At 66.8% G+C, this 18576-nt stretch carries 18 protein-coding genes; 9 read left to right on the forward strand and 9 right to left on the reverse strand.

What is annotated here, in order from left to right; genetic code table 11:
* The first annotated feature begins 45 nt into the window (after positions 1-45).
* The 5 genes from AZL_RS25575 to cybH all read left to right on the forward strand — a co-directional run bounded on the left by AZL_RS25575 (position 46) and on the right by cybH (position 6070).
* Positions 46-1533 (forward strand): sigma-54-dependent transcriptional regulator, encoded by a 1488-nt coding sequence (locus AZL_RS25575; RefSeq protein ID WP_012977321.1) that lies wholly within the window; start codon positions 46-48, stop codon positions 1531-1533.
* Between the two features lie 86 nt (positions 1534-1619).
* Positions 1620-2168 (forward strand): HupE/UreJ family protein, encoded by a 549-nt coding sequence (locus AZL_RS25580; protein WP_012977322.1) that lies wholly within the window; start codon positions 1620-1622, stop codon positions 2166-2168.
* Positions 2169-2360: 192 nt separating this feature from the next.
* Positions 2361-3434 carry a hydrogenase small subunit gene (locus AZL_RS25585; protein WP_012977323.1) on the forward strand — a complete coding sequence of 358 codons (1074 nt, stop codon included), beginning with the start codon at positions 2361-2363 and terminating at the stop codon, positions 3432-3434.
* A gap of 2 nt (positions 3435-3436) precedes the next feature.
* Entirely contained in the window at positions 3437-5251 is a 1815-nt protein-coding gene (locus AZL_RS25590) for a nickel-dependent hydrogenase large subunit (protein ID WP_012977324.1), read from the forward strand.
* A 24-nt stretch (positions 5252-5275) separates the two neighbouring features.
* Positions 5276-6070 (forward strand): Ni/Fe-hydrogenase, b-type cytochrome subunit, encoded by a 795-nt coding sequence (cybH, locus tag AZL_RS25595; protein ID WP_012977325.1) that lies wholly within the window; start codon positions 5276-5278, stop codon positions 6068-6070.
* 69 nt (positions 6071-6139) lie between these two features.
* Here the strand turns inward: cybH and hypF are convergent, their stop codons facing one another.
* The 7 genes from hypF to AZL_RS25630 form a co-directional block, all read right to left on the reverse strand.
* On the reverse strand, positions 6140-8380 hold the full coding sequence (hypF, locus tag AZL_RS25600; protein WP_012977326.1) for a carbamoyltransferase HypF: 2241 nt from the start codon (positions 8378-8380) through the stop codon (positions 6140-6142).
* A 110-nt stretch (positions 8381-8490) separates the two neighbouring features.
* Positions 8491-9558: a copper-containing nitrite reductase gene (gene nirK, locus AZL_RS25605; protein ID WP_012977327.1), complete on the reverse strand. Its 1068-nt coding sequence runs from the start codon at positions 9556-9558 to the stop codon at positions 8491-8493.
* A 146-nt stretch (positions 9559-9704) separates the two neighbouring features.
* Positions 9705-10259 (reverse strand): molybdopterin adenylyltransferase, encoded by a 555-nt coding sequence (mog, locus tag AZL_RS25610; RefSeq protein WP_012977328.1) that lies wholly within the window; start codon positions 10257-10259, stop codon positions 9705-9707.
* A gap of 18 nt (positions 10260-10277) precedes the next feature.
* Positions 10278-12191 carry a nitric oxide reductase activation protein NorD gene (locus AZL_RS25615; RefSeq protein ID WP_012977329.1) on the reverse strand — a complete coding sequence of 638 codons (1914 nt, stop codon included), beginning with the start codon at positions 12189-12191 and terminating at the stop codon, positions 10278-10280.
* A gap of 23 nt (positions 12192-12214) precedes the next feature.
* Positions 12215-13048: a CbbQ/NirQ/NorQ/GpvN family protein gene (locus AZL_RS25620; protein WP_012977330.1), complete on the reverse strand. Its 834-nt coding sequence runs from the start codon at positions 13046-13048 to the stop codon at positions 12215-12217.
* A 65-nt stretch (positions 13049-13113) separates the two neighbouring features.
* A complete protein-coding gene (locus tag AZL_RS25625; protein WP_012977331.1) occupies positions 13114-14463 on the reverse strand; it encodes a cbb3-type cytochrome c oxidase subunit I in 1350 nt (449 codons plus the stop codon).
* 13 nt (positions 14464-14476) lie between these two features.
* Positions 14477-14929, reverse strand: a complete 453-nt coding sequence (locus tag AZL_RS25630) for a c-type cytochrome (RefSeq protein ID WP_012977332.1) — start codon at positions 14927-14929, stop codon at positions 14477-14479.
* A gap of 231 nt (positions 14930-15160) precedes the next feature.
* Here AZL_RS25630 and AZL_RS25635 point away from each other — a divergent pair, with 231 nt between their 5' ends.
* The 4 genes from AZL_RS25635 (at position 15161) to AZL_RS25645 (ending at position 16863) form a co-directional block, all read left to right on the forward strand.
* Positions 15161-15760, forward strand: a complete 600-nt coding sequence (locus tag AZL_RS25635) for a cytochrome c oxidase subunit 3 family protein (protein WP_012977333.1) — start codon at positions 15161-15163, stop codon at positions 15758-15760.
* A gap of 11 nt (positions 15761-15771) precedes the next feature.
* Positions 15772-16074, forward strand: a complete 303-nt coding sequence (locus AZL_RS25640; protein WP_052293779.1) for a cytochrome C oxidase subunit IV family protein — start codon at positions 15772-15774, stop codon at positions 16072-16074.
* A gap of 21 nt (positions 16075-16095) precedes the next feature.
* A complete protein-coding gene (locus AZL_RS36425) occupies positions 16096-16254 on the forward strand; it encodes a hypothetical protein (RefSeq protein WP_158306018.1) in 159 nt (52 codons plus the stop codon).
* Between the two features lie 81 nt (positions 16255-16335).
* Complete coding sequence (locus AZL_RS25645) at positions 16336-16863, forward strand: ATPase AAA (protein WP_012977334.1); 528 nt, start codon at positions 16336-16338, stop codon at positions 16861-16863.
* Between the two features lie 35 nt (positions 16864-16898).
* On the opposite strand, the gene AZL_RS25650 is transcribed toward AZL_RS25645, so the two are convergent.
* Together AZL_RS25650 and kynA are read right to left on the reverse strand one after the other, a co-directional pair.
* The gene (locus AZL_RS25650; protein WP_012977335.1) at positions 16899-17732 is read right to left on the reverse strand and encodes an alpha/beta hydrolase; all 834 of its coding nucleotides are present in this window, start codon (positions 17730-17732) and stop codon (positions 16899-16901) included.
* Positions 17729-18565, reverse strand: a complete 837-nt coding sequence (gene kynA / locus AZL_RS25655; protein ID WP_042445842.1) for a tryptophan 2,3-dioxygenase — start codon at positions 18563-18565, stop codon at positions 17729-17731. The genes AZL_RS25650 and kynA overlap by 4 nt, the downstream gene beginning before the upstream one ends.
* Positions 18566-18576 lie beyond the last annotated feature (11 nt).

Genomic DNA, 18576 nt, shown 5'->3' on the forward strand with positions numbered 1-18576 from the left:
GGAAGGCCCCCCGATGCAAGAGCCGATGAGAAAGGAGCCCGTGCGATGAGCGACCCCACCCGCCCCGGCATCCTGGTGGTGGACGACGAGCCGCGCTCCGTCGAGGTCATCGCCCGTCTGCTGGACGAGGAGTTCGAGGTCTTCACCGCGCTGTCGGCCGAGGAGGGGTTGCGCCTGCTGGAAACCGAGTGGATCCAGGTGGTCTTCTCCGATCAGCGGATGCCGGAGGTCAGTGGGGTGGAGTTCCTGACCCAGGTGCGCGAACGCTGGCCCGACGTGGTGCGCATCGTCATCACCGGCTACATCGACCCCGAGGACATCATCGGCGCCATCAATACCGCCGGCATCCACCAGTTCATCACCAAGCCCTGGCACCCCGACCATCTGCTGCTGACCGCCCGCAACGCGGCCAAGCTGTTCCAGTTGCAACGCGAGCATGACCGGCTGACCAGCGAGCTGAAGCTGCTGCCGCCGCTGGCCGAGACCCGCGTGGCGACCAGACGGGAGCGGGTGCGGCAATCCTACCGCTTCGACGGGTTGATCCGTGCCGAAGGCAGCCCGGTGGAGGAGATCTGTCGTCAGGCGGAGCGGGTGGCCGGCTTCAACGTGCCGGTCCTGGTGCTGGGGGAGACCGGCACCGGCAAGGAACTGCTGGCCCGCGCCATCCATTACGGCAGTCCGCGCTCCGACCAGCCCTTCTACTGCGAGAATTGCGGCGCCATCCCCGACGAGCTGCTGGAAAGCGAGCTGTTCGGCCACAAGAAGGGCGCCTTCACCGGCGCCCACAGCAACCGGGTCGGGCTGCTGGAGCAGGCGGACGGCGGCACCATCTTCCTCGACGAGATCGGCGACATCAGCCCGGCCTTCCAGGTCCGGCTGTTGCGGTTCCTGCAGGAGGGCGAGATCCGGCCGGTGGGTTCCAACGAGACGCGGCGGGTCGATGTCCGCGTCGTCGCCGCCACCCACCGCGACCTGACCGCCGAGGTGAAGGCCGGCCGCTTCCGCGAGGATCTCTATTACCGGCTCAGCACCATGACGCTGACCATGCCGCCGCTGCGCGACCGGCCGGACGACATTCCGGTGCTGGCCAGCCACATCCTCAACCGCCTGTCGGCCGCCCATGGCAAGAGCGTCGCCGGCTTCGCTCCCGACACGCTGGCCTGTCTGGAGGCCTATGGCTGGCCCGGCAATGTGCGCGAGTTGCAGAATGAGATCATGCGCATGCTGGTGCTGTGCGAGGGCGGGACGCTGGGTGCCGAGCTGCTCTCCGACCATGTGCTGCGCGGTGCCGCCCTGAACACGCGTCCGGCCTCGCCGGATGACGGTCCGCCGCCGCCGCTCGACCTGATCGGCCAGGGCGGACCGCTGAAATCGCGGATCGAGCGGCTGGAGGCAGGCATCCTGATGGAGACGCTGGTCCGCTGCCGCTGGAACAAGAGCAAGGCCGCCGACGAGTTGGGCCTGTCCCGCATGGGACTGCGCGCCAAGCTGGAGCGCTACGGCATCGAGCGCGGCCCGGCGCAGCGGCACTAGTCCCCCTCTCCCGCACATGGTCCCCTTTCCCCCTCGGGGAGAGGGAGAGATCACCAAACCACAAGAACCCCGAGGAGCCGTTCGCAATGTCGAAAATGACCCGCCTTGCCGCCGTCGCGGCCGCACTCACCCTTGCCGCCACTCCGGCTCTCGCCCATCCCGGTCATCTCGCCGGGGCCGGCTTCCTCGATGGCGCCACGCACCCGTTGAGCGGGATTGACCATCTGATCGCCATGGTCACGGTCGGCGTCTATGGCGCCACCATCGGCGGGCGCGCCGTGCTGGCGGTGCCGGGGGCGTTTCTCGCCGCCATGCTGGCCGGTGGCCTGTACGCTCTTCTGGGGGGCGAATTGCCGCTGGTCGAGCCGACCATCTATGCCTCCACCGTCGTGCTGGCGCTGCTGTGCGTCATGCCGATGTCGCGCAACGGCATCGTCGGCGCGCTGTTCGCCGCCGGCTTCGGCCTGTTCCATGGCTTTGCCCATGGGGCGGAGATGCCGGCCGACGCCGCGGCGCTCGGCTATGCCGCCGGCTTCCTGATCAGCACCGCCGGGCTGCATGTGGTCGGCATCGCCCTTGGGCTGGCGCTGCACCGGCTGATCGGCCGGCCGGAAGAGGACGGTCAAGCCGCCTGACCGCCACCGGCAAGCCTCCTTCCACCCCAGTCGCCAATTCGGCTGGGGACTTGCCAGCTTCGGCGGCAATCAGGCTCCAGAATCGTTGCTTTGCCGAATGTTGGTACCACGGCACGGTTGTTGCCTATGACCCTTGGAGAAGAGCACCGGCCCCTCGCACGCCGGTGCCGCCCGACGGGAGAAAACAAACCGATGGCAACGCTGGAAACCTTCTACGAGGTGATGCGGCGGCAGGGGATCACACGCCGTTCCTTCCTGAAATATTGTTCGCTGACCGCCGCGGCCCTCGGCCTGGGGCCGGAACTGGTCCCGCAGATCGTCCAGGCGATGGAGACCAAGCCCCGCACGCCGGTGCTGTGGCTGCATGGGTTGGAATGCACCTGCTGCTCGGAATCCTTCATCCGCTCGGCGCACCCGCTGGTCAAGGACGTGGTGCTGTCGATGATCTCGCTGGATTATGACGACACGCTGATGGCGTCCGCCGGCCACCATGCCGAGGCGATCCTCGACGAGGTGATGGAGAAGTACAAGGGCAACTACATCCTGGCGGTGGAGGGCAATCCGCCGCTGAACGATGACGGCATGTACTGCATCGTCGGCGGCAAGCCTTTCGTCGACCAGCTGCGCAAGGTCGCCAAGGACGCCAAGGCGATCATCTCCTGGGGCTCCTGCGCGTCCTTCGGCTGCGTCCAGGCGGCGCGCCCGAACCCGACCCGCGCCACCCCGGTGCATGAGGTCATCACCGACAAGCCGATCATCAAGGTTCCCGGCTGCCCGCCGATCGCCGAGGTGATGACCGGCGTCATCACCTACATGCTGACCTTCGACCGCATCCCGGAGCTGGACCGCCAGGGCCGGCCGAAGATGTTCTACAGCCAACGGATCCACGACAAATGCTACCGCCGGCCGCATTTCGACGCCGGCCAGTTCGTCGAATCCTTCGACGACGAGGGCGCGCGCAAGGGCTATTGCCTCTACAAGGTCGGGTGCAAGGGACCGACCACCTACAACGCCTGCTCCACCGTGCGCTGGAACGAGGGCACCAGCTTCCCCATCCAGGCCGGCCATGGCTGCATCGGCTGCTCGGAGGACGGCTTCTGGGACAAGGGGTCCTGGTATGCCCGCCAGTCCGACATCCTCCAGTTCGGGATCGAGGCCAACGCCGACCAGATCGGCACCACCGCCGCCATCGGCGTCGGCAGCCTCATCGCCGCCCACGCGGCCGTCAGCGCCCTGAAGCGCGCTCAGCACAAGGGAGACGTCTGACCATGGGCATCGTCCAGACCCCGAACGGGTTCTCGCTCGATAATGGCGGCAAGCGCATCGTCGTCGATCCGGTCACCCGCATCGAAGGGCACATGCGTTGCGAGGTGAATGTCGACAGCGACAACATCATCCGCAACGCGGTGTCGACCGGCACGATGTGGCGCGGGCTCGAGGTCATCCTGAAGGGACGCGATCCGCGCGACGCCTGGGCCTTCGTCGAGCGCATCTGTGGCGTGTGCACCGGCTGCCACGCGCTGACCTCGGTCCGCGCGGTGGAGGATGCGCTCCAGATCCGCATCCCGAAGAACGCCCATCTGATCCGCGAGATCATGGCGAAGACGTTGCAGATTCATGACCACATCGTCCATTTCTATCATCTGCACGCGCTCGACTGGGTCAACCCGGTCAACGCGCTGAAGGCCGATCCGCAGGCGACCTCGGCGCTCCAGCAGGCGGTGTCGCCGCACCATGCCAAGTCCAGCCCCGGCTATTTCCGCGACGTCCAGACCCGTCTGAAAAAGTTCGTGGAGAGCGGTCAGCTCGGCATCTTCAAGAACGGCTATTGGGACAACCCGGCCTACAAGCTGTCGCCGGAAGCCGACCTGATGGCGGTGACCCATTATCTGGAGGCGCTCGACCTTCAGAAGGACATCGTCAAGATCCACACCATCCTCGGCGGCAAGAACCCGCACCCGAACTACATGGTCGGCGGCGTGCCCTGCGCCATCAATCTGGACGGTACCGGGGCGTCGGGCGCACCCTTGAACATGGAGCGGCTGAACTTCATCCGCGCCCGCATCCAGGAGGCCGCGGCCTTCATCGACAATGTCTATCTGCCGGACGTGCTCGCCATCGCCAGCTTCTACAAGGACTGGCTCTATGGCGGCGGGTTGTCGGCGACCAATGTCATGGATTACGGCGACTACGAGAAGGTGCCGTACGACCATTCGACCTGCCAGCTGCCGGGCGGCGTCATCCTGAACGGCAACTGGAACGAGGTCCACCCCATCGACCCGCGCGACCCGGCGCAGGTGCAGGAATTCGTCGCCCACAGCTGGTACCATTACGAGGACGAGAGCAAGGGCCTGCACCCGTGGGACGGGGTGACCCAGGCCAAGTTCGAGCTGGGGGCGAAGACCAAGGGCACCCGCACCGACATCAAGGAACTGGACGAGGCCGCCAAATATTCCTGGATCAAGGCCCCGCGCTGGCGCGGCCATGCGGTGGAGGTCGGCCCCCTGTCGCGCTACATCCTGGCCTATGCCCACGGTGTCGGCTATGTGAAGGACCAGATCGCCGAATCGCTGGGCGCCTTCAACAGGCTGGCCGGGACGAACTTCACGCCGCAGCAGGCGCTGCCGACCACCATCGGCCGCACGCTGGCCCGCGCGCTGGAATGTCAATATTGCTGCACGATGATGATGGACGACTGGAACGCCCTGATCGCCAACATCAAGGCCGGTGACAGCGCCACCGCCAATGTCGAGAAATGGGATCCGAAGACTTGGCCGAAGGAGGCCAAGGGGGTGGGCACCGTCGCGGCCCCGCGTGGCGGGCTCGGCCACTGGATCGGGATCAAGGACGGCAAGATCGACAATTACCAGTGCGTCGTGCCGACGACCTGGAACGGCAGCCCGCGCGATCCAAAGGGCAACATCGGCGCCTTCGAGGCTTCGCTGATGAACACCCCGATGGCCCGCCCGGAGGAGCCGGTGGAGATCCTGCGCACCCTGCACAGCTTCGACCCGTGCCTTGCCTGCTCCACCCACGTCATGGCGCCGGACGGTGCCGAACTGGCCCGCGTCACCGTGCGCTGACCGGCAACCGAGGAGGATTACATCATGGCTCCTCTCGACAATGCCAAGCCGGTCGCGGCACCGGGAGATGAGGGGGCTGCCGCCACGGGCGGGGGCCGCTTCCTGAAGGCGATCTATGTGTATGAGGTGCCGGTGCGGATCTGGCATTGGGTGAACGCGCTGGCGATCACGGTGCTGTCGGTCACCGGCTATCTGATCGCCAATCCGCTGCCCGCCATGCCGGGCGAGGCGAGCGCCAATTTCCTGATGGGCTATATCCGCTTCGTCCATTTCGCCACGGCCTACATCTTCGCCATCGGCTTCATCGGCCGGTTCTATTGGGCCTTCGCCGGCAATCACCATGCCCGGCAGCTGTTCCGCTTCCCCTTCTGGAACGGCCATTGGTGGAAGGAACTGTTCACGGAGGCCCGCTGGTATCTGTTCCTTGAGCGCAAGCCGAAGCTGTATGTCGGCCACAACCCGCTGGCCCAGTTCGCCATGTTCTGGGCGATCGCGGTCGGCAGCGTCTTCATGATCGTCACCGGTTTCGCGCTCTACAGCGAGGGGGCGGGCCAGGGCAGCTGGCAGGACCGGCTGTTCGGCTGGGTCATCCCGCTGTTCGGCCAGAGCATGGACGTCCACACCTGGCATCATATGGGCATGTGGGCGATCCTGCTGTTCGTGATCGTCCATGTCTATGCGGCGGTGCGCGAGGACATCATGTCGCGCCAATCGATCATCTCCACCATGATCAGCGGCGTGCGCACCTTCAAGGATGCCGAAGCCCCGGCGGACGAGGAGCATGAGCGTCCGGCGAAACGTGAAGTGCCGGCGGGATAGGATGAATGTGCCGGAGTTGGAGCGTCGGATCGTTCCAACTCCGGCTTGCCGGCCGGGCTCCGTCATTTCCTACAGGGCGAAGGACGCCACCCACGCCTGGCCGAGGCTGAGTCCGCCATCGTTGGCGGGCGCCAGCCGGGGCAGCAAGGGCTCAATGCTCGCGGCGCGGAAGCCGGCCACCAGTTCCTCCGCCAGAACCGCGTTCATCAGGCAGCCGCCGGACAGCACCACCCGGTCGAGATCGCGGGAGCGCAGCACCGGCAGCGTCCAATCGACCAGTGCGGCGGCCAGCGTGCCATGGAACAGCTCCGCCCCTTCCACCGCGTCGGCGGCGGCGAGCAGACGTTCCAAGAGTGGTGTCAGGTCCAGTTTCCCGTCTTTGATCCGCCAAGCCCCCTCGGCCACGTGCGGTCGGCGCACCAGCGATTCAAGCGTCATCGGCGCCTCGCCCTCGAATCCGGCCACCGCGCGGACGCCCAGCAGGCCGCAGGCGGCATCGAACCAGCGTCCGCAGGAGCTGGTCGGCGGTGCGTTGATGCCGCGCTCGATCATACGGCGGACTCCCTCGGCCGGGCCAAGGCCGGCGAAACGGGGAACAATCTCGTCGGCCCGGCCCATGCGGACCAGGGCGGAGGCGGCCATCCGCCAGGGTTGGCGGGCGGCGACGTCGCCGCCCGGCTGGGCGAGCCGCGCCAGACTGCCGAGGCGCTCCGCCCGCCCGCCATCGACCAGAAGCATCTCTCCACCCCAGGACCCTCCCCCCTCCCCCAGCCCGAAGCCGTCGAGAGCGAGGCCCAGCGCCGGCCCGTCGATCCGGTGTTCGGCCATCACGGCCGCGACATGGGCATGATGGTGCTGGACCGCGACAGCCGGCAGGCCGGTACGCTCGGCGAAGCGGGTGGATTGGAAATCGGGATGCTTGTCATGGGCGACCGCCACCGGCTCGACGCCGAGGATGTGCAGCAGATGGGTGACGGTCTCCTCCAGGAAACCCAGCGTCGCGGCGTTGTCGAGATCGCCGATATGCTGGGACAGGAAGGCCTCGTCGCCACGGGTGACGCAGATCGTCATCTTCAGATGGCCGCCGACGGCCAGGACCGGCGGGACGGGGCGGCCCAGCCGGATCGGTTCCGGCACATGGCCCCGGCCCCGGCGCAGGAAGGCGGGCGCCCCGGCCAGCTTGCGGACGACGCTGTCGTCGGCGCGGATCACGATGTCGCGGTCATGATCGACGATCAGGTCGGCGATGCCGGTCAGCCGCTCCCGTGCCTCCGCATTGCCGATGGCGAGCGGTTCGCCGCCGGGATTGGCGGAGGTCATCACCAGCGTCAGATCCTGCGCCTCATTCAGCCAGCCGGTGCCGTCGGGGCGCCCCGCCGCCTCGTGGAACAGCAGGTAATGCAACGGGGTATAGGGCAGCATCACGCCCAGCCACGCCAGACCGGGGGCGATGTCCGGCGCCAGTTCCGGCGCGTTCACCCGCCGCCGCAACAAGGTGATGGGCCGCGCCACCCCGTCCAGCAGGCTGCGCTCGTCCCCGTCCATATGGACATGGCGGGCGGCGGATTCGGTGTTGGCGACCATCAGGGCGAAAGGCTTGCCGTTGCGCTGCTTGACCCGCCGCAGCCGTTCCACCGCGTCCGCCCGCGTGGCGTCGCAGGCGAGATGGAAGCCGCCCAGCCCCTTGATGGCGACGATCCGGCCATCCCGCAGGGCGGCCAGGATGTCCTCCGGCGGGTGCGACAGCCGGGGGCCGCAGACCGGACAGGCGGTCGGCTGGGCGTGGAAGCGGCGATCGGCCGGATCGCGATACTCGGACAGGCAGTCCGGGCAGAGCCGAAATCCCGCCATCGCCGTCTGCGGCCGGTCATAGGGCAGCCGCCGCGTGATGGTGTAGCGCGGGCCGCAATGGGTGCAGTTCAGGAAGGCGTAGCGATAGCGGCGGTTGGCCGGGTCGAACAGCTCGGCCAGACAGGCCGGGCAGACGGAGGCGTCCGGCCCGATGCCGGTGGCGATCGCCCCGCCGGGCTCGCTGTGACGGATGACGAAGCCACCGTCTTCCGGAATTTGGGCGACGGTCACGCACTCGATGCCGTCGATGCGGGCCAGCGGTGGCGCCTCGGCGGTCAGGGCGGCCTGGAAGGCGGCGATGGCGGGTCCTTGAATCTCGATCAGCACGCCTTGCGGGTCGTTGAGGACCCAGCCGGTCAGGCCGAACCGCCGGGCGAGCGCATGGACATGCGGCCGGAATCCAACCCCCTGCACCCGCCCGCGCACGCGGATCCGCAACCGTTCTTGAATGTTGGACATGAACGTCCCGCAAATGGCCTTCGGTTTTCCCGATCCCTTGCATTCTAACGGATTTCCATGATCAAAGCCCCTCCCCCACCATGGGAGAGGGGCTTTGCCGCACCAAATCCTCAGTGCTGCATTTCGCCGAGCTGCTTGCGGCTGTCGCCGGTCTTGTCGAGGATAATGCCGTCGTCGGCCTTGCCCTCGACCTCCAGGATGCCGATCAGGCCCTTGGTGGCGCGGCTCAGCGCATGGTCGACCAGGGCGTATTTGCCGGGATAATCCACCTTGAACTCCACCATCGTGGCGCCGCCGGGGGCGACGGTGACGGTCTGGATGCCTTTGGCCGGCTCGCTTTCCAGGCCACCCAGGGTATAGACCTTGTCGAAGATCTCGCCGATCACATGGAAGGAGGAGGTCAGGTTCGGGCCGCCGACGCCGAAGAACAGGCGCACCGTCTCGCCGACCTTGGCTTTCAGCGGCTTGTCCTTGGTCAGGGCGCCGACCGTGCCGTTGAAGACCAGATAGCTCGGGCGCTCGTTGACGAGACCGTCATAGTCATCCTCGGCATTTGCCAGATTCTTGGCCTTGGTGGCGTAGATTTCCTGCTGCATCACATAGAATTCGTGATCGACCGGCGGCAGGCCGCCTTCCGGTTCCACCACGATCAGGCCGTACATTCCCTTGGAGATGTGATGGACGACCATCGGCGTGGCGCAGTGATAGACATAGACGCCGGGCGTCAGCGCCTTGAAGCTGAAGGCCTTGGTCTGGCCCGGCTCCACCTGGGTGATCTGGCCGCCGCCGAGGAAGCCGGTCGCGGCGTGGAAATCGACGGAGTGGTTCATCGTCGATTCCGGCGCGTTGGTGATCGAGACATCGACCGTGTCGCCGACCCGCACCCGGACCATCGGGCCGGGAACCGTGTTGTTGAAGGTCCAATAGGTGTAGCTGGTGCCGTCATCGAGCTTGGATTCGACCTCCGTCGTCGTCAGCGAAACCTTTTGGGTCTTGGGCGCCCGCTTGCCGGCCTTTTCCGGGGCCGGCACGGCGGCCGGATCCTGCACGACGCTGAGCGTGGGCTGCTTCACCTTCGGATCGGCATAGAGCGTGTCGGCCGCCGACGCGGCACCGATCCCGGACAGGAGCATCAGCGCGGCGGCGCTGACGGTGACGAGGGAGATCTTCGTTTTCATGGACGTTGTCCCGGAGATTTGTTTCTTGTGAAGGAATATTCCCTCGACCTCCGGCTTTCCTGCTTGACCGCCGTCAAGTCAAAAGCATGACCGCAATTTTGTCGCAGATCTTATTTATTTCCATACAACTTATAAGGAATTGGAGTTCAAGATTTTGGACGGAACGCGACACAGATTTCGGGGTCGGTTTCGATTCGTCCGGCACCGATCAGATCAAGGCAATAGGGGATCGCGGGAAACACCGCCATCAGGCAGTCATGGATGGCCGACGGCTTGCCCGGCAGGTTGACGATCAGGCTGCGGCCGCGGATGCCGGCGGTCTGGCGCGACAGGATTGCGGTCGGCACCACCCGCAGGCTGACCGACCGCATCAATTCGCCGAATCCCGGCATCATCTTGTCGCAGACCCGTTCCGTCGCTTCCGGCGTCACGTCGCGCGGGGCGGGGCCGGTGCCGCCGGTGGTCACCACCAGAGCGCAGCCGGCGACGTCGCACAGCTCGGCCAGGGTGGCGGCGATCAGGTCCAGCTCGTCCGGGATGACCCGCGCCTCCGCCACCCAGGGGGAGGCGACGATGCGGGTCAACTCCTCCCGGATCGCCGGGCCGCCCTTGTCCTCATAGATGCCGCGGCTGGCACGGTCGGAAATGGTGACGATCCCGATCTTCACCGCAGCGGTCGCGTCGGGGCTGGCGTCGGTCATGGTCGATGGTCCTTATGGTCAAACGGCGCAGGCGACCTGCCGGTACAGTGCCGGCAGCGCCTTGGTCAGGTGGGAGACCTGCGGGAATATGGCATAGCCGCCCCGGCCGAACAGATAGGGCACGTAATCGCGGGCCCGGGCGTCGACGGTGATGGCGAAGACCGCCAGCCCCTCGCGCCGGGCCTCGCGGATCGCCTGCCGCGTGTCCTCGATGCCGTAACGCCCCTCGTAATGATCGACGTCGTTCGGCTTGCCGTCGGTCAGAAGCACCAGCAGCCGGTGGCGGTTCGGCCGTTCGGCAAGCTGGGCGGCGACATGGCGGATCGCAGCACCCATGCGTGTGTAATAGCCGGGCTTCAGCGCGGCGATGCGGCGGGTGACGGTGGCGCCCAGCGGCTCCTCGAACCCCTTCAGCGTCTGCACCCGGACCCAGTCGCGCCGGCGCGAGGTGAAGGAGTAGAGCGCATGGTCGTCGCCGCAGGCGGTCAGCCCGTGGGTCAGCGCCAGCAGCGCCTCCTTCTCCACATCCAGGACGCGGCGCCCCTCGATCCAGCCATCGGTGGACAGGGAGCCATCGACCAGAACCGCGACCGCCAGATCGCGGGCGGCGCTGCGCACCTGCTGGTGCACGCGGTCGCTGCCGCAACCGCCGGCGCGGAGATCGGCCCGGCTGCGCACCAGGGTGGCCAGGTCCAGCTCGTCGCCGTCGGCCTGACCGGTGAACAGCATGCGACGCGGGCGCAGCGCCTCGAACTGGCGGCGGACCTGCCGGATGCGGCGCTGGGCGGCGGCATCGGGTTGCCAGGACTCGCCGTCGGCCGGCGCGGTCTCGGCGACCACCCGGCAATGGTCGGGAAGATGGGCCCGCCGGCCATGATCCCATTCCGGATAGCTCAACACCGCCGTCAGCGGCGTGTCGTCGATGATCGGCGCGCCCAGCTTGAGATCGAGCTTCAGCTTGGTCGATGCCTTGCGCTGATGCGATCCGACCGCGATCTCGTCCAGATCGTCGGCGGCCTTGCGGGCATTCTCCGCGTCGTCGTCATCGACCGCGCGCGGGATGTTCAGCGCCTCGGCAAGGCTCAGCATCTTTTCGAAGCGGTTGAGGATCAGCGGATCGGAGCGTTGGATCTGGTCGGTCTGCCGCCGGGTGGCGGCGCGGCGGCGCTGGTCCCCTTCGACCGCCTTTCCCCCTTCGCCGGGGCTGTCGGCGGCCGCGGCGCCATGCCCGGCGGATGTGACCACCTCCCCCCACAGCGGCACCGGCAACAGGCGGGCATAGCCGTAAGGCGCGATAAAGGCGGTCAGCGGAACGGCGGGAGAGAGCATGCGTGCGGCCTCTCCGCCGGCCGCAGCGGTGCCGAGCAGCGCCATGGCGGCACTCTCCACGGCGGCCTCGACCGGCGGAAGGCGGCGGTTGGGTCGGGTGGCGGCGACGGCGCGGGCCAACGCCTCATGCGGGCGGGTCAGGCCCGGCCAGCGGTCCAGCACCCGCGCCGTGGTGGCCGCCGCGGCGCGCAGCGCCTGCACATCGGCTTGCAGCGGGTCTGCGGGCGCCGGCTCCGCCTCGGCATGGGCGAAGAAGGCGGCCAGCCATTCATACAGCCGTTCGTTCAGCGCCGGATCGGGAAAGAGGTCGATCGTCGCCGGCAGTCGCAGCACGTCGCCATCGAGCGCCGGTCGCTCCACCCGCTCCGCCCCCAGGCCGATGCGGTCGGGCAACGGCAGCCGGTGCCCGGACAGGGTGGCGGTTCCCGCAGCCAGCCTTACCCCGCGGTCTCCACCCAATGCCCGGAAGAACACCGCCAGCCGTGGCCGCATCGTCTCCAGCGTGACCGCGGCCTCTGGATGTCGCGGATAGCTCGACCGGCCGCCGATCAGGCGATGCCACAGCCGGCCGACGGTTTCTTCCGGTTCGAAGAACTCCAGCATGACGATGTCCCCCGCCCCTTCGATCAGCCCAAAGTGACCTCGGCGACACGCAGCAGGGCGGCGCGGATGTCCGGGTCGTCGGTCAGCGGTTCGATCAGGGCGGCGCGGATGGCGCGTTCCGGCTTCATGCCGGAGCGGATCAGCGTGGCGCAGTAGATCAGCAGGCGGGTCGACACCCCCTCCTCCAGATCCTGACCCTTCAGGGCGCGCAACGCGTTGGCGAGGCGGACCAGCGGAGCGACACGGTTTTCCGCCAGACCGCTTTCGGTCGCGACGATGGGAATTTCGCGCTCGGCGCTGGGAAAGTCGAACTCGACGGCGAGGAAGCGCTGGCGGGTGCTGGGCTTCAGCGCCTTCAGGACATTCTGGTAGCCGGGATTGTAGGACACCACCAGCATGAAGCCTGCTGGTGCCTCCAGCGTCTCGCCGGTGCGGTCGAGCGGCAGGATGCGGCGGTCGTCGGTCAGCGGGTGCAGCACGACGGTGACGTCCTTGCGCGCTTCCACCACCTCGTCGAGATAGCAGATGGCGCCTTCGCGCACGGCGCGGGTCAGCGGCCCGTCCGCCCAGACGGTGTCACCGCCCTTCAGCAGGTAACGGCCGGTCAGGTCGGCGGCGGTCAGGTCGTCGTGACAGGAGACGGTGTGGAGCGGACGGCCGAGCCTTGCCGCCATATGGGCGACGAAGCGGGTCTTGCCGCAGCCGGTCGGCCCCTTCAGCAGAAGCGGCAGCCGGTGATGATAGGCATGCTCGAACAGCGCGCACTCGTCGCCTGTCGGCTGATAGAAGGGCGGATCGGCGCTGGCGTCGGTGATTCCAGGCACGGCTGCGAGGTGGGGGGCGGCGCTGCGGATCATCGTGAAACTCCTGAAAAGCGGACGGCCCCCGCCGGAAGAACGGACGGGGGCCGTGGATTTGACGCTTACTCGGCCGCCTGGAGGCCCTTGGCGACGGAGACCGGGCGCTCTTCACGGGCCGGACCGAACACGGCATAGAGGTAGAGCAGCACGCCGATGCCGACGGCGACGCCGCCGCCCAGACGCAGCCAGTAGAACATGGCGATCTGTTCCTGGACCTCCATGTAGCCCATGCCCATCACACGCTGAAGATGGGTCTGCACGATGCCGGCGGCGGTCAGCGCGAAGGTCATGAAGGCCATGCCGCCGCTCATCAGCCAGAAGCTCCAGATGTTGAGGGTCTGGTTGTAGGGCGCCCGGCCGCGCAGGTAGGGCATGGCGTAGGTGATGATGGCGAGGTTGATCATCGCATAGGCGCCGTAGAAGGCGAGGTGCCCGTGCGCCGCCGTCACCTGGGTGCCGTGGGTGTAGTAGTTGATCGGGGCCAGCGTATGCAGGAAGCCCCACAGCCCGGCGCCGAAGAAGGCGAAGACCGCGCAGCCCAGCGACCACAGCATCGCCGCCCTGTTCGGGTGACGCCGGCCGCTCTTCCAAACCATCATGAAGGCGAAGACGACCATGGTGAAGAAAGGGGCGACCTCCAGCGTTGAGAACAGCGAGCCGATCCACTGCCAGTAACCGGGCGTGCCGATCCAGTAGTAATGATGGCCGGTGCCGAGGATGCCGCTGAACAGGGCCAGGCCGACCATGGCATAGAGCCACTTCTCGACCACCTCGCGGTCGACGCCGGTCATCTTGATCATCAGGAAGGCGAGGATGGAGGCCAGGACCAGCTCCCACACGCCCTCGACCCAGAGATGGACGACGTACCACCAATACATCTTGTCCAGCGACAGGTTGGCCGGGTTGTAGAAGGAGAACAGGAAGAACAGCGCGATGCCCCACATGCCCACCAGCAGGATGTTGGTGATGACCGTGCGGCGGCCCTTCAGCACCGTCAGCGTGATGTTGTAGAGGAACATCAGCGCCACGACGACGATGGCGGCCTTGATCCACAAGGGCTGTTCCAGGAACTCGCGTCCCTCATGGATGCGGAAGACATAGCCGACGACCGCGGCCAGCGCGCCGAAGACGAACAGGCCGAGCTGGACCAATGCCAATTTCGGACTGTGCAGCTCGGTCTCCGCTTCCTCGGGCACGAGGTAATAGGCGGCGCCGAAGAAGCCGATCAGCAACCAGACGATCAGCGCGTTGGTGTGGATCATCCGGATGATGTTGAAGGGCAGCAGTTCCGACAAGGTATTCGGCAGCACATAGACGGTGCCGGCCAGGAGACCCACCAGGATCTGGACCCCGAACAGCCCCATGGCCGCAGCGAAGTAATAGAGGGCGACTTTTTGCGATTCGTACTTCATGACGGAAATCTCCTCAGCCGGACAGCTTGGGCGGCCAGTTCTGGGTATTGATCCGGCTGGTCCATTCCAGGAAGGCGGCAAGATCCTCGACCTCGCCGTCGGTCAGGTGGAACTGCGGCATCTGGCGCCGGCCCTCGATCCCGGACGGCTGCGCCGCCATCCAGCTCTTCAGCGCCAGGACGGCGCCCTCGGGGTCCTTGTCGCCGCCATAGCGCAGCCAGACATTGCCCAGCTCGGGGGCGAAATAGGCGCCTTCGCCCAGCAACGTGTGGCAGTTGATGCAGGCGTTCCTCTCCCACACATGCTTGCCGCGGGCGACCGCATCGGTGAGCGTCTTCTTATCGGTGCTGGTGTTGACGATGTAATTGTGGCTGAGCGCGGTCAACGCGACGAAGGTCGCGAAGAAGAACAGCGATCCGCCATAGAAGATGTTGCGCGCGGCCGCCTTGGTGAAGCGTTCGGTCATCGCTCGGGATCCCTGGAAATCTCGACCTGTCGGTCGGGAGGGCGTCGGTTCGGGAGGCGTCGGGTGTGCGGCACCCCGGAGCCGGTTGCCGGGGCGTCGCAGCGTCCTGTCGCCACGGGTCGGGCGAATAATTGACCGTGGGGGGAGGGCATTCCTTGACCGCGATCAAGCCGGCGGGCGGAGAGGCGGCTTATCATTCGCGTACGTGATGACAAGATTTGGACTTTGGACATGGCCGACGTTGACATGACGGGCCTGGGTATCGCGGGGGCGGAGGATCGCGGGAGCGGCCTTGCCGCCCTGCCCGGCAACCTGATGATGTGGATCCTGATCTTCAGCGAGCTGGCGGTGTTCGGCGTCGCCTTCCTCGGCTTCGCCGTTGCCCGTCTGCTGGACCCGGCGACCTTCGCCGCCGGGCAGGCCCATCTGAACGGCACCGCGGGTGCGCTGAACACCATGGTGCTGGTGACCAGCGGCTATCTCGCCGCCAAGGGGGTCGCCGCCGCCCGGCGCGGCGCGGTGCCGCAGGCACGCCGGGCGATGCTGGTGGCGGCGGCGGTCGGGTCCGTGTTCCTGGCGGTGAAGGCGGTGGAGTATTCGGCGACGCTGGGCGCCGGGTTGACCATCGACAGCGACGGCTTCTTCACCCTCTATTTCCTGCTGACCGGCTTCCACGCCCTGCATGTGATGCTGGGCATCATCATCCTGCTGCTGGTCGCCCGGTCCGGCCCCGACACGCTGGTGGAGAATCTGGAGACCGGGGCCGCCTTCTGGCACATGGTCGATCTGGTCTGGGTGATCCTCTACCCGCTCGTCTATCTGATCCGCTGAGGAGACGACCCATGAGTTTTCTCAGGAAAATCGACCGGCTGACGCTGTCCTGGTTGATCCTGATGGGGCTGACCGCCGTCACCCTGCTGTTCGCCCGCCATGGAGATCTGGGGGGCGGTATCGGTGTCGCCGGGGCGGCGGCGCTGCTGGCGCTCGCGGTGGCGAAGGGGCGCGAAATCCTGGTGCATTACCTGGAACTCGACCATGCCGGTCCGGGCTGGCGGTTTCTGATGACCGGCTGGCTGGGGCTGCTGTGCGGCGCCATCCTGCTGGTCACCGCCGCCGGCGCGCTGGGCTGGATCAGCCCGCGCTGACACAATCCTCAAGGAGACTGGATGATGACCGAAGCCAAGCTGGGCCTGATCCTGACCAGCATCGCCATAACGGTGATGGCGGTTGCGCTTCATCGGCAACGGGCGCTCGGACGCAGCGGGCTGGTGACGGTGATCGCCGCCACCGCCGCCATCTTCGCCGCGATGTTCTTCACACAGTGACCGGGGTCCTTCATTTGCTCAACTGGACCGGGCCACCGGGATGCGTAAGGTCGGTCGCGGCAGGCGGATGGAGCGGAAACCATGCAACTTGAGGATCTCGGTCAGCGCATCTGTATCCTGGGACCATCCAACAGCGGCAAATCAACACTCGCGGTGGCGATCGCGCGCAAGCGCGGCCTGAAGGCCATCCACCTCGATCAGCTTCACCATCGGCCCGGCACCGATTGGGAGCCCCGCCCCTCAGATGAGTTCGTCGGCCTTCACGATGCTGCCATCGCCGCGGACCGGTGGGTCATGGATGGAAATTACTCAATCTGCATGCCGCAGCGTTTCGCGCGGGCGACCGGGCTGATCCTGTTGGACATCGCCATGCCGGCCAGCCTGCTGCGCTATTTCCGCCGGACATGGTTCGAGCACCAAAGACTTGGCGCGTTGGATAGCGGGCGCGACAGCATCAAATGGGAAATGATCCACCATATCGCCGTGGTCACGCCGAGGAACCGGAACCGCAATCTTGCCCGGTTCGAACAAGCCGATCTGCCGAAAATTCGCCTGCCATCGATCCGCGCGATCAAGGATTGTTACCGTCGATGGGGGTTGGAAAGATAACCCGTCTCTCTCCAAGCCCCATCGCAGCACATCCACTATGAGCCGAGCAGCACGGCGACCAAACCGGAGTCCGGATCGGCCAGATCGTCGATGACGTCGAAGTGATGGCGCCCATCGGCCAGCCGGGAGGCTGTGGCGGCCCCCAGCCCGAGCCAGATGTTGGCCAGCAGCTCCGTTTGGCGGACGAATTCCGGCCGCTCGTCGGCCCCCACCCAGCAGGTGATGCGGGTTCCCGGCTGCGGTTTCAGCAGGGCGGGGCTTTCCGCAACGGCCTCCGCCTCATCCAGCCCAAGCTTGGCGTTCATGCGGGTATTCAGCAGTGGGCGCAGGTCGTGCAGGCCGCTGATCGAGACGACATGCTCCACCCGTTCCCGAACCTCCTCCATCAGCGGCGCATCGGCGCAGACCAGCCGGCTGACCAGATGACCACCGGCCGAATGGCCGGTCAGGCGGAGCGGCCCCGGCCGGGTCTGCGCGATGGTCGAGACCGCCCGCGCCACCTGCCGGGTGATCCCGCCGATGCGGGTGTCCGGGCATAGCGTGTAGCTTGGCAGCGCGACCGCCCAGCCACGCGCGAGCGGCCCGGCCGCCAGATGCGACCAGCCGCCCTTGTCGAAGGCCATCCAATAGCCGCCATGGACGAAGACCACCGTTCCCTTGGCGGTGCCGGCCGGAAGGAACAGGTCATAGCGTTCCCGCTCCCCCTCGCCATAGGGCAGGTCCAGCTCCGCCCGGCCGCCTGCGGTGAGTTCGGCCCGAAAGGCGGCGGCCCGCTCCGCCCAGCGGGCGGGATAGGCGTCGCCGCCGGGAATATGGGCGCCATTGCTGTAGGCGTCGTCCCAATCCGTGATCTTGCGCAAGTCCGTCACAGCACCGTCCTCACCCGCCAAAGTTCCGGGAAAAGCTCCACCGCCAGCATATTGCGCAGATAGGACACGCCGCCGGTCCCGCCGGTGCCGCGCTTGAAGCCGATCACCCGTTCCACCGTCGTGACATGGTTGAAACGCCAGCGGCGGAAGTAATCCTCGAAATCCACCAGCTTCTCGGCAAGCTCGTAGAGCGGCCAATGGGCTTCCGGGGATTGGTAGACCGTCCGCCATGCCTCGGTCACGCCGTCATGCGGCTGGTGGGTCTGCGACACGTCGCGTTCCAGCACCTCCGCCGGAACCGGGATGCCGTTGCGGGCGAGCAGGCGCAGTGCCTCGTCATACAGGCTGGGACTGGCCAGTTCCTGTTCCAGCAGAGCATGGATCTCCGGCCGGTGCGCGTGGGGCCGCAGCATCGCCGGGTTGCGGTTGCCCAGCAGGAACTCGATCTCCCGGTATTGATAGGATTGGAAGCCGGAGGATTGGCCGAGATCGTCGCGGAAGCGGGTGTATTCGCTGGGCGTCATCGTGCGCAGCACGTCCCAGGCGGAATTCAGCTGTTCGAAGATGCGGGCGACGCGGGCCAGCATCTTGAAGGCGGGGGACAGCCGGTCCTCGCGGATCGCCTCGCGGGCGGCGCGGATCTCGTAGACGGCCAGCCGCATCCACAGCTCCGACGTCTGGTGCTGTATGATGAACAGCATCTCGTCATGGGCGCTGGAGCGCGGGATCTGTGCGCCCAGGATGCGGTCCAGTTGCAGATAGTCGCCGTAGGACATCCGCCCATCGAAGGCCATCTGCGCGCCCTCGGATGCCGGATCGTAGGGCTTCTTCATATCCTGCCCGC

The organism is Azospirillum sp. B510 (genome assembly GCF_000010725.1).
Taxonomy (GTDB): Bacteria; Pseudomonadota; Alphaproteobacteria; order Azospirillales; family Azospirillaceae; genus Azospirillum; species Azospirillum lipoferum_B.

What these genes read in the sequence shown, in the direction of transcription:
- AZL_RS25635 (WP_012977333.1), top strand. Translation starts at nt 15,161, where the DNA reads ATGGCCGACGTTGACATGACGGGCCTGGGTATCGCGGGGGCGGAGGAT.
- AZL_RS36425 (WP_158306018.1), top strand. Translation starts at nt 16,096, where the DNA reads ATGATGACCGAAGCCAAGCTGGGCCTGATCCTGACCAGCATCGCCATA.
- nirK (WP_012977327.1), bottom strand. Translation starts at nt 9,558, where the DNA reads ATGAAAACGAAGATCTCCCTCGTCACCGTCAGCGCCGCCGCGCTGATG.
- AZL_RS25620 (WP_012977330.1), bottom strand. Translation starts at nt 13,048, where the DNA reads ATGATCCGCAGCGCCGCCCCCCACCTCGCAGCCGTGCCTGGAATCACC.
- AZL_RS25625 (WP_012977331.1), bottom strand. Translation starts at nt 14,463, where the DNA reads ATGAAGTACGAATCGCAAAAAGTCGCCCTCTATTACTTCGCTGCGGCC.
- cybH (WP_012977325.1), top strand. Translation starts at nt 5,276, where the DNA reads ATGGCTCCTCTCGACAATGCCAAGCCGGTCGCGGCACCGGGAGATGAG.
- AZL_RS25590 (WP_012977324.1), top strand. Translation starts at nt 3,437, where the DNA reads ATGGGCATCGTCCAGACCCCGAACGGGTTCTCGCTCGATAATGGCGGC.
- AZL_RS25580 (WP_012977322.1), top strand. Translation starts at nt 1,620, where the DNA reads ATGTCGAAAATGACCCGCCTTGCCGCCGTCGCGGCCGCACTCACCCTT.
- AZL_RS25575 (WP_012977321.1), top strand. Translation starts at nt 46, where the DNA reads ATGAGCGACCCCACCCGCCCCGGCATCCTGGTGGTGGACGACGAGCCG.
- AZL_RS25645 (WP_012977334.1), top strand. Translation starts at nt 16,336, where the DNA reads ATGCAACTTGAGGATCTCGGTCAGCGCATCTGTATCCTGGGACCATCC.
- AZL_RS25640 (WP_052293779.1), top strand. Translation starts at nt 15,772, where the DNA reads ATGAGTTTTCTCAGGAAAATCGACCGGCTGACGCTGTCCTGGTTGATC.
- kynA (WP_042445842.1), bottom strand. Translation starts at nt 18,565, where the DNA reads ATGAAGAAGCCCTACGATCCGGCATCCGAGGGCGCGCAGATGGCCTTC.
- AZL_RS25585 (WP_012977323.1), top strand. Translation starts at nt 2,361, where the DNA reads ATGGCAACGCTGGAAACCTTCTACGAGGTGATGCGGCGGCAGGGGATC.
- mog (WP_012977328.1), bottom strand. Translation starts at nt 10,259, where the DNA reads ATGACCGACGCCAGCCCCGACGCGACCGCTGCGGTGAAGATCGGGATC.
- AZL_RS25630 (WP_012977332.1), bottom strand. Translation starts at nt 14,929, where the DNA reads ATGACCGAACGCTTCACCAAGGCGGCCGCGCGCAACATCTTCTATGGC.
- hypF (WP_012977326.1), bottom strand. Translation starts at nt 8,380, where the DNA reads ATGTCCAACATTCAAGAACGGTTGCGGATCCGCGTGCGCGGGCGGGTG.
- AZL_RS25615 (WP_012977329.1), bottom strand. Translation starts at nt 12,191, where the DNA reads ATGCTGGAGTTCTTCGAACCGGAAGAAACCGTCGGCCGGCTGTGGCAT.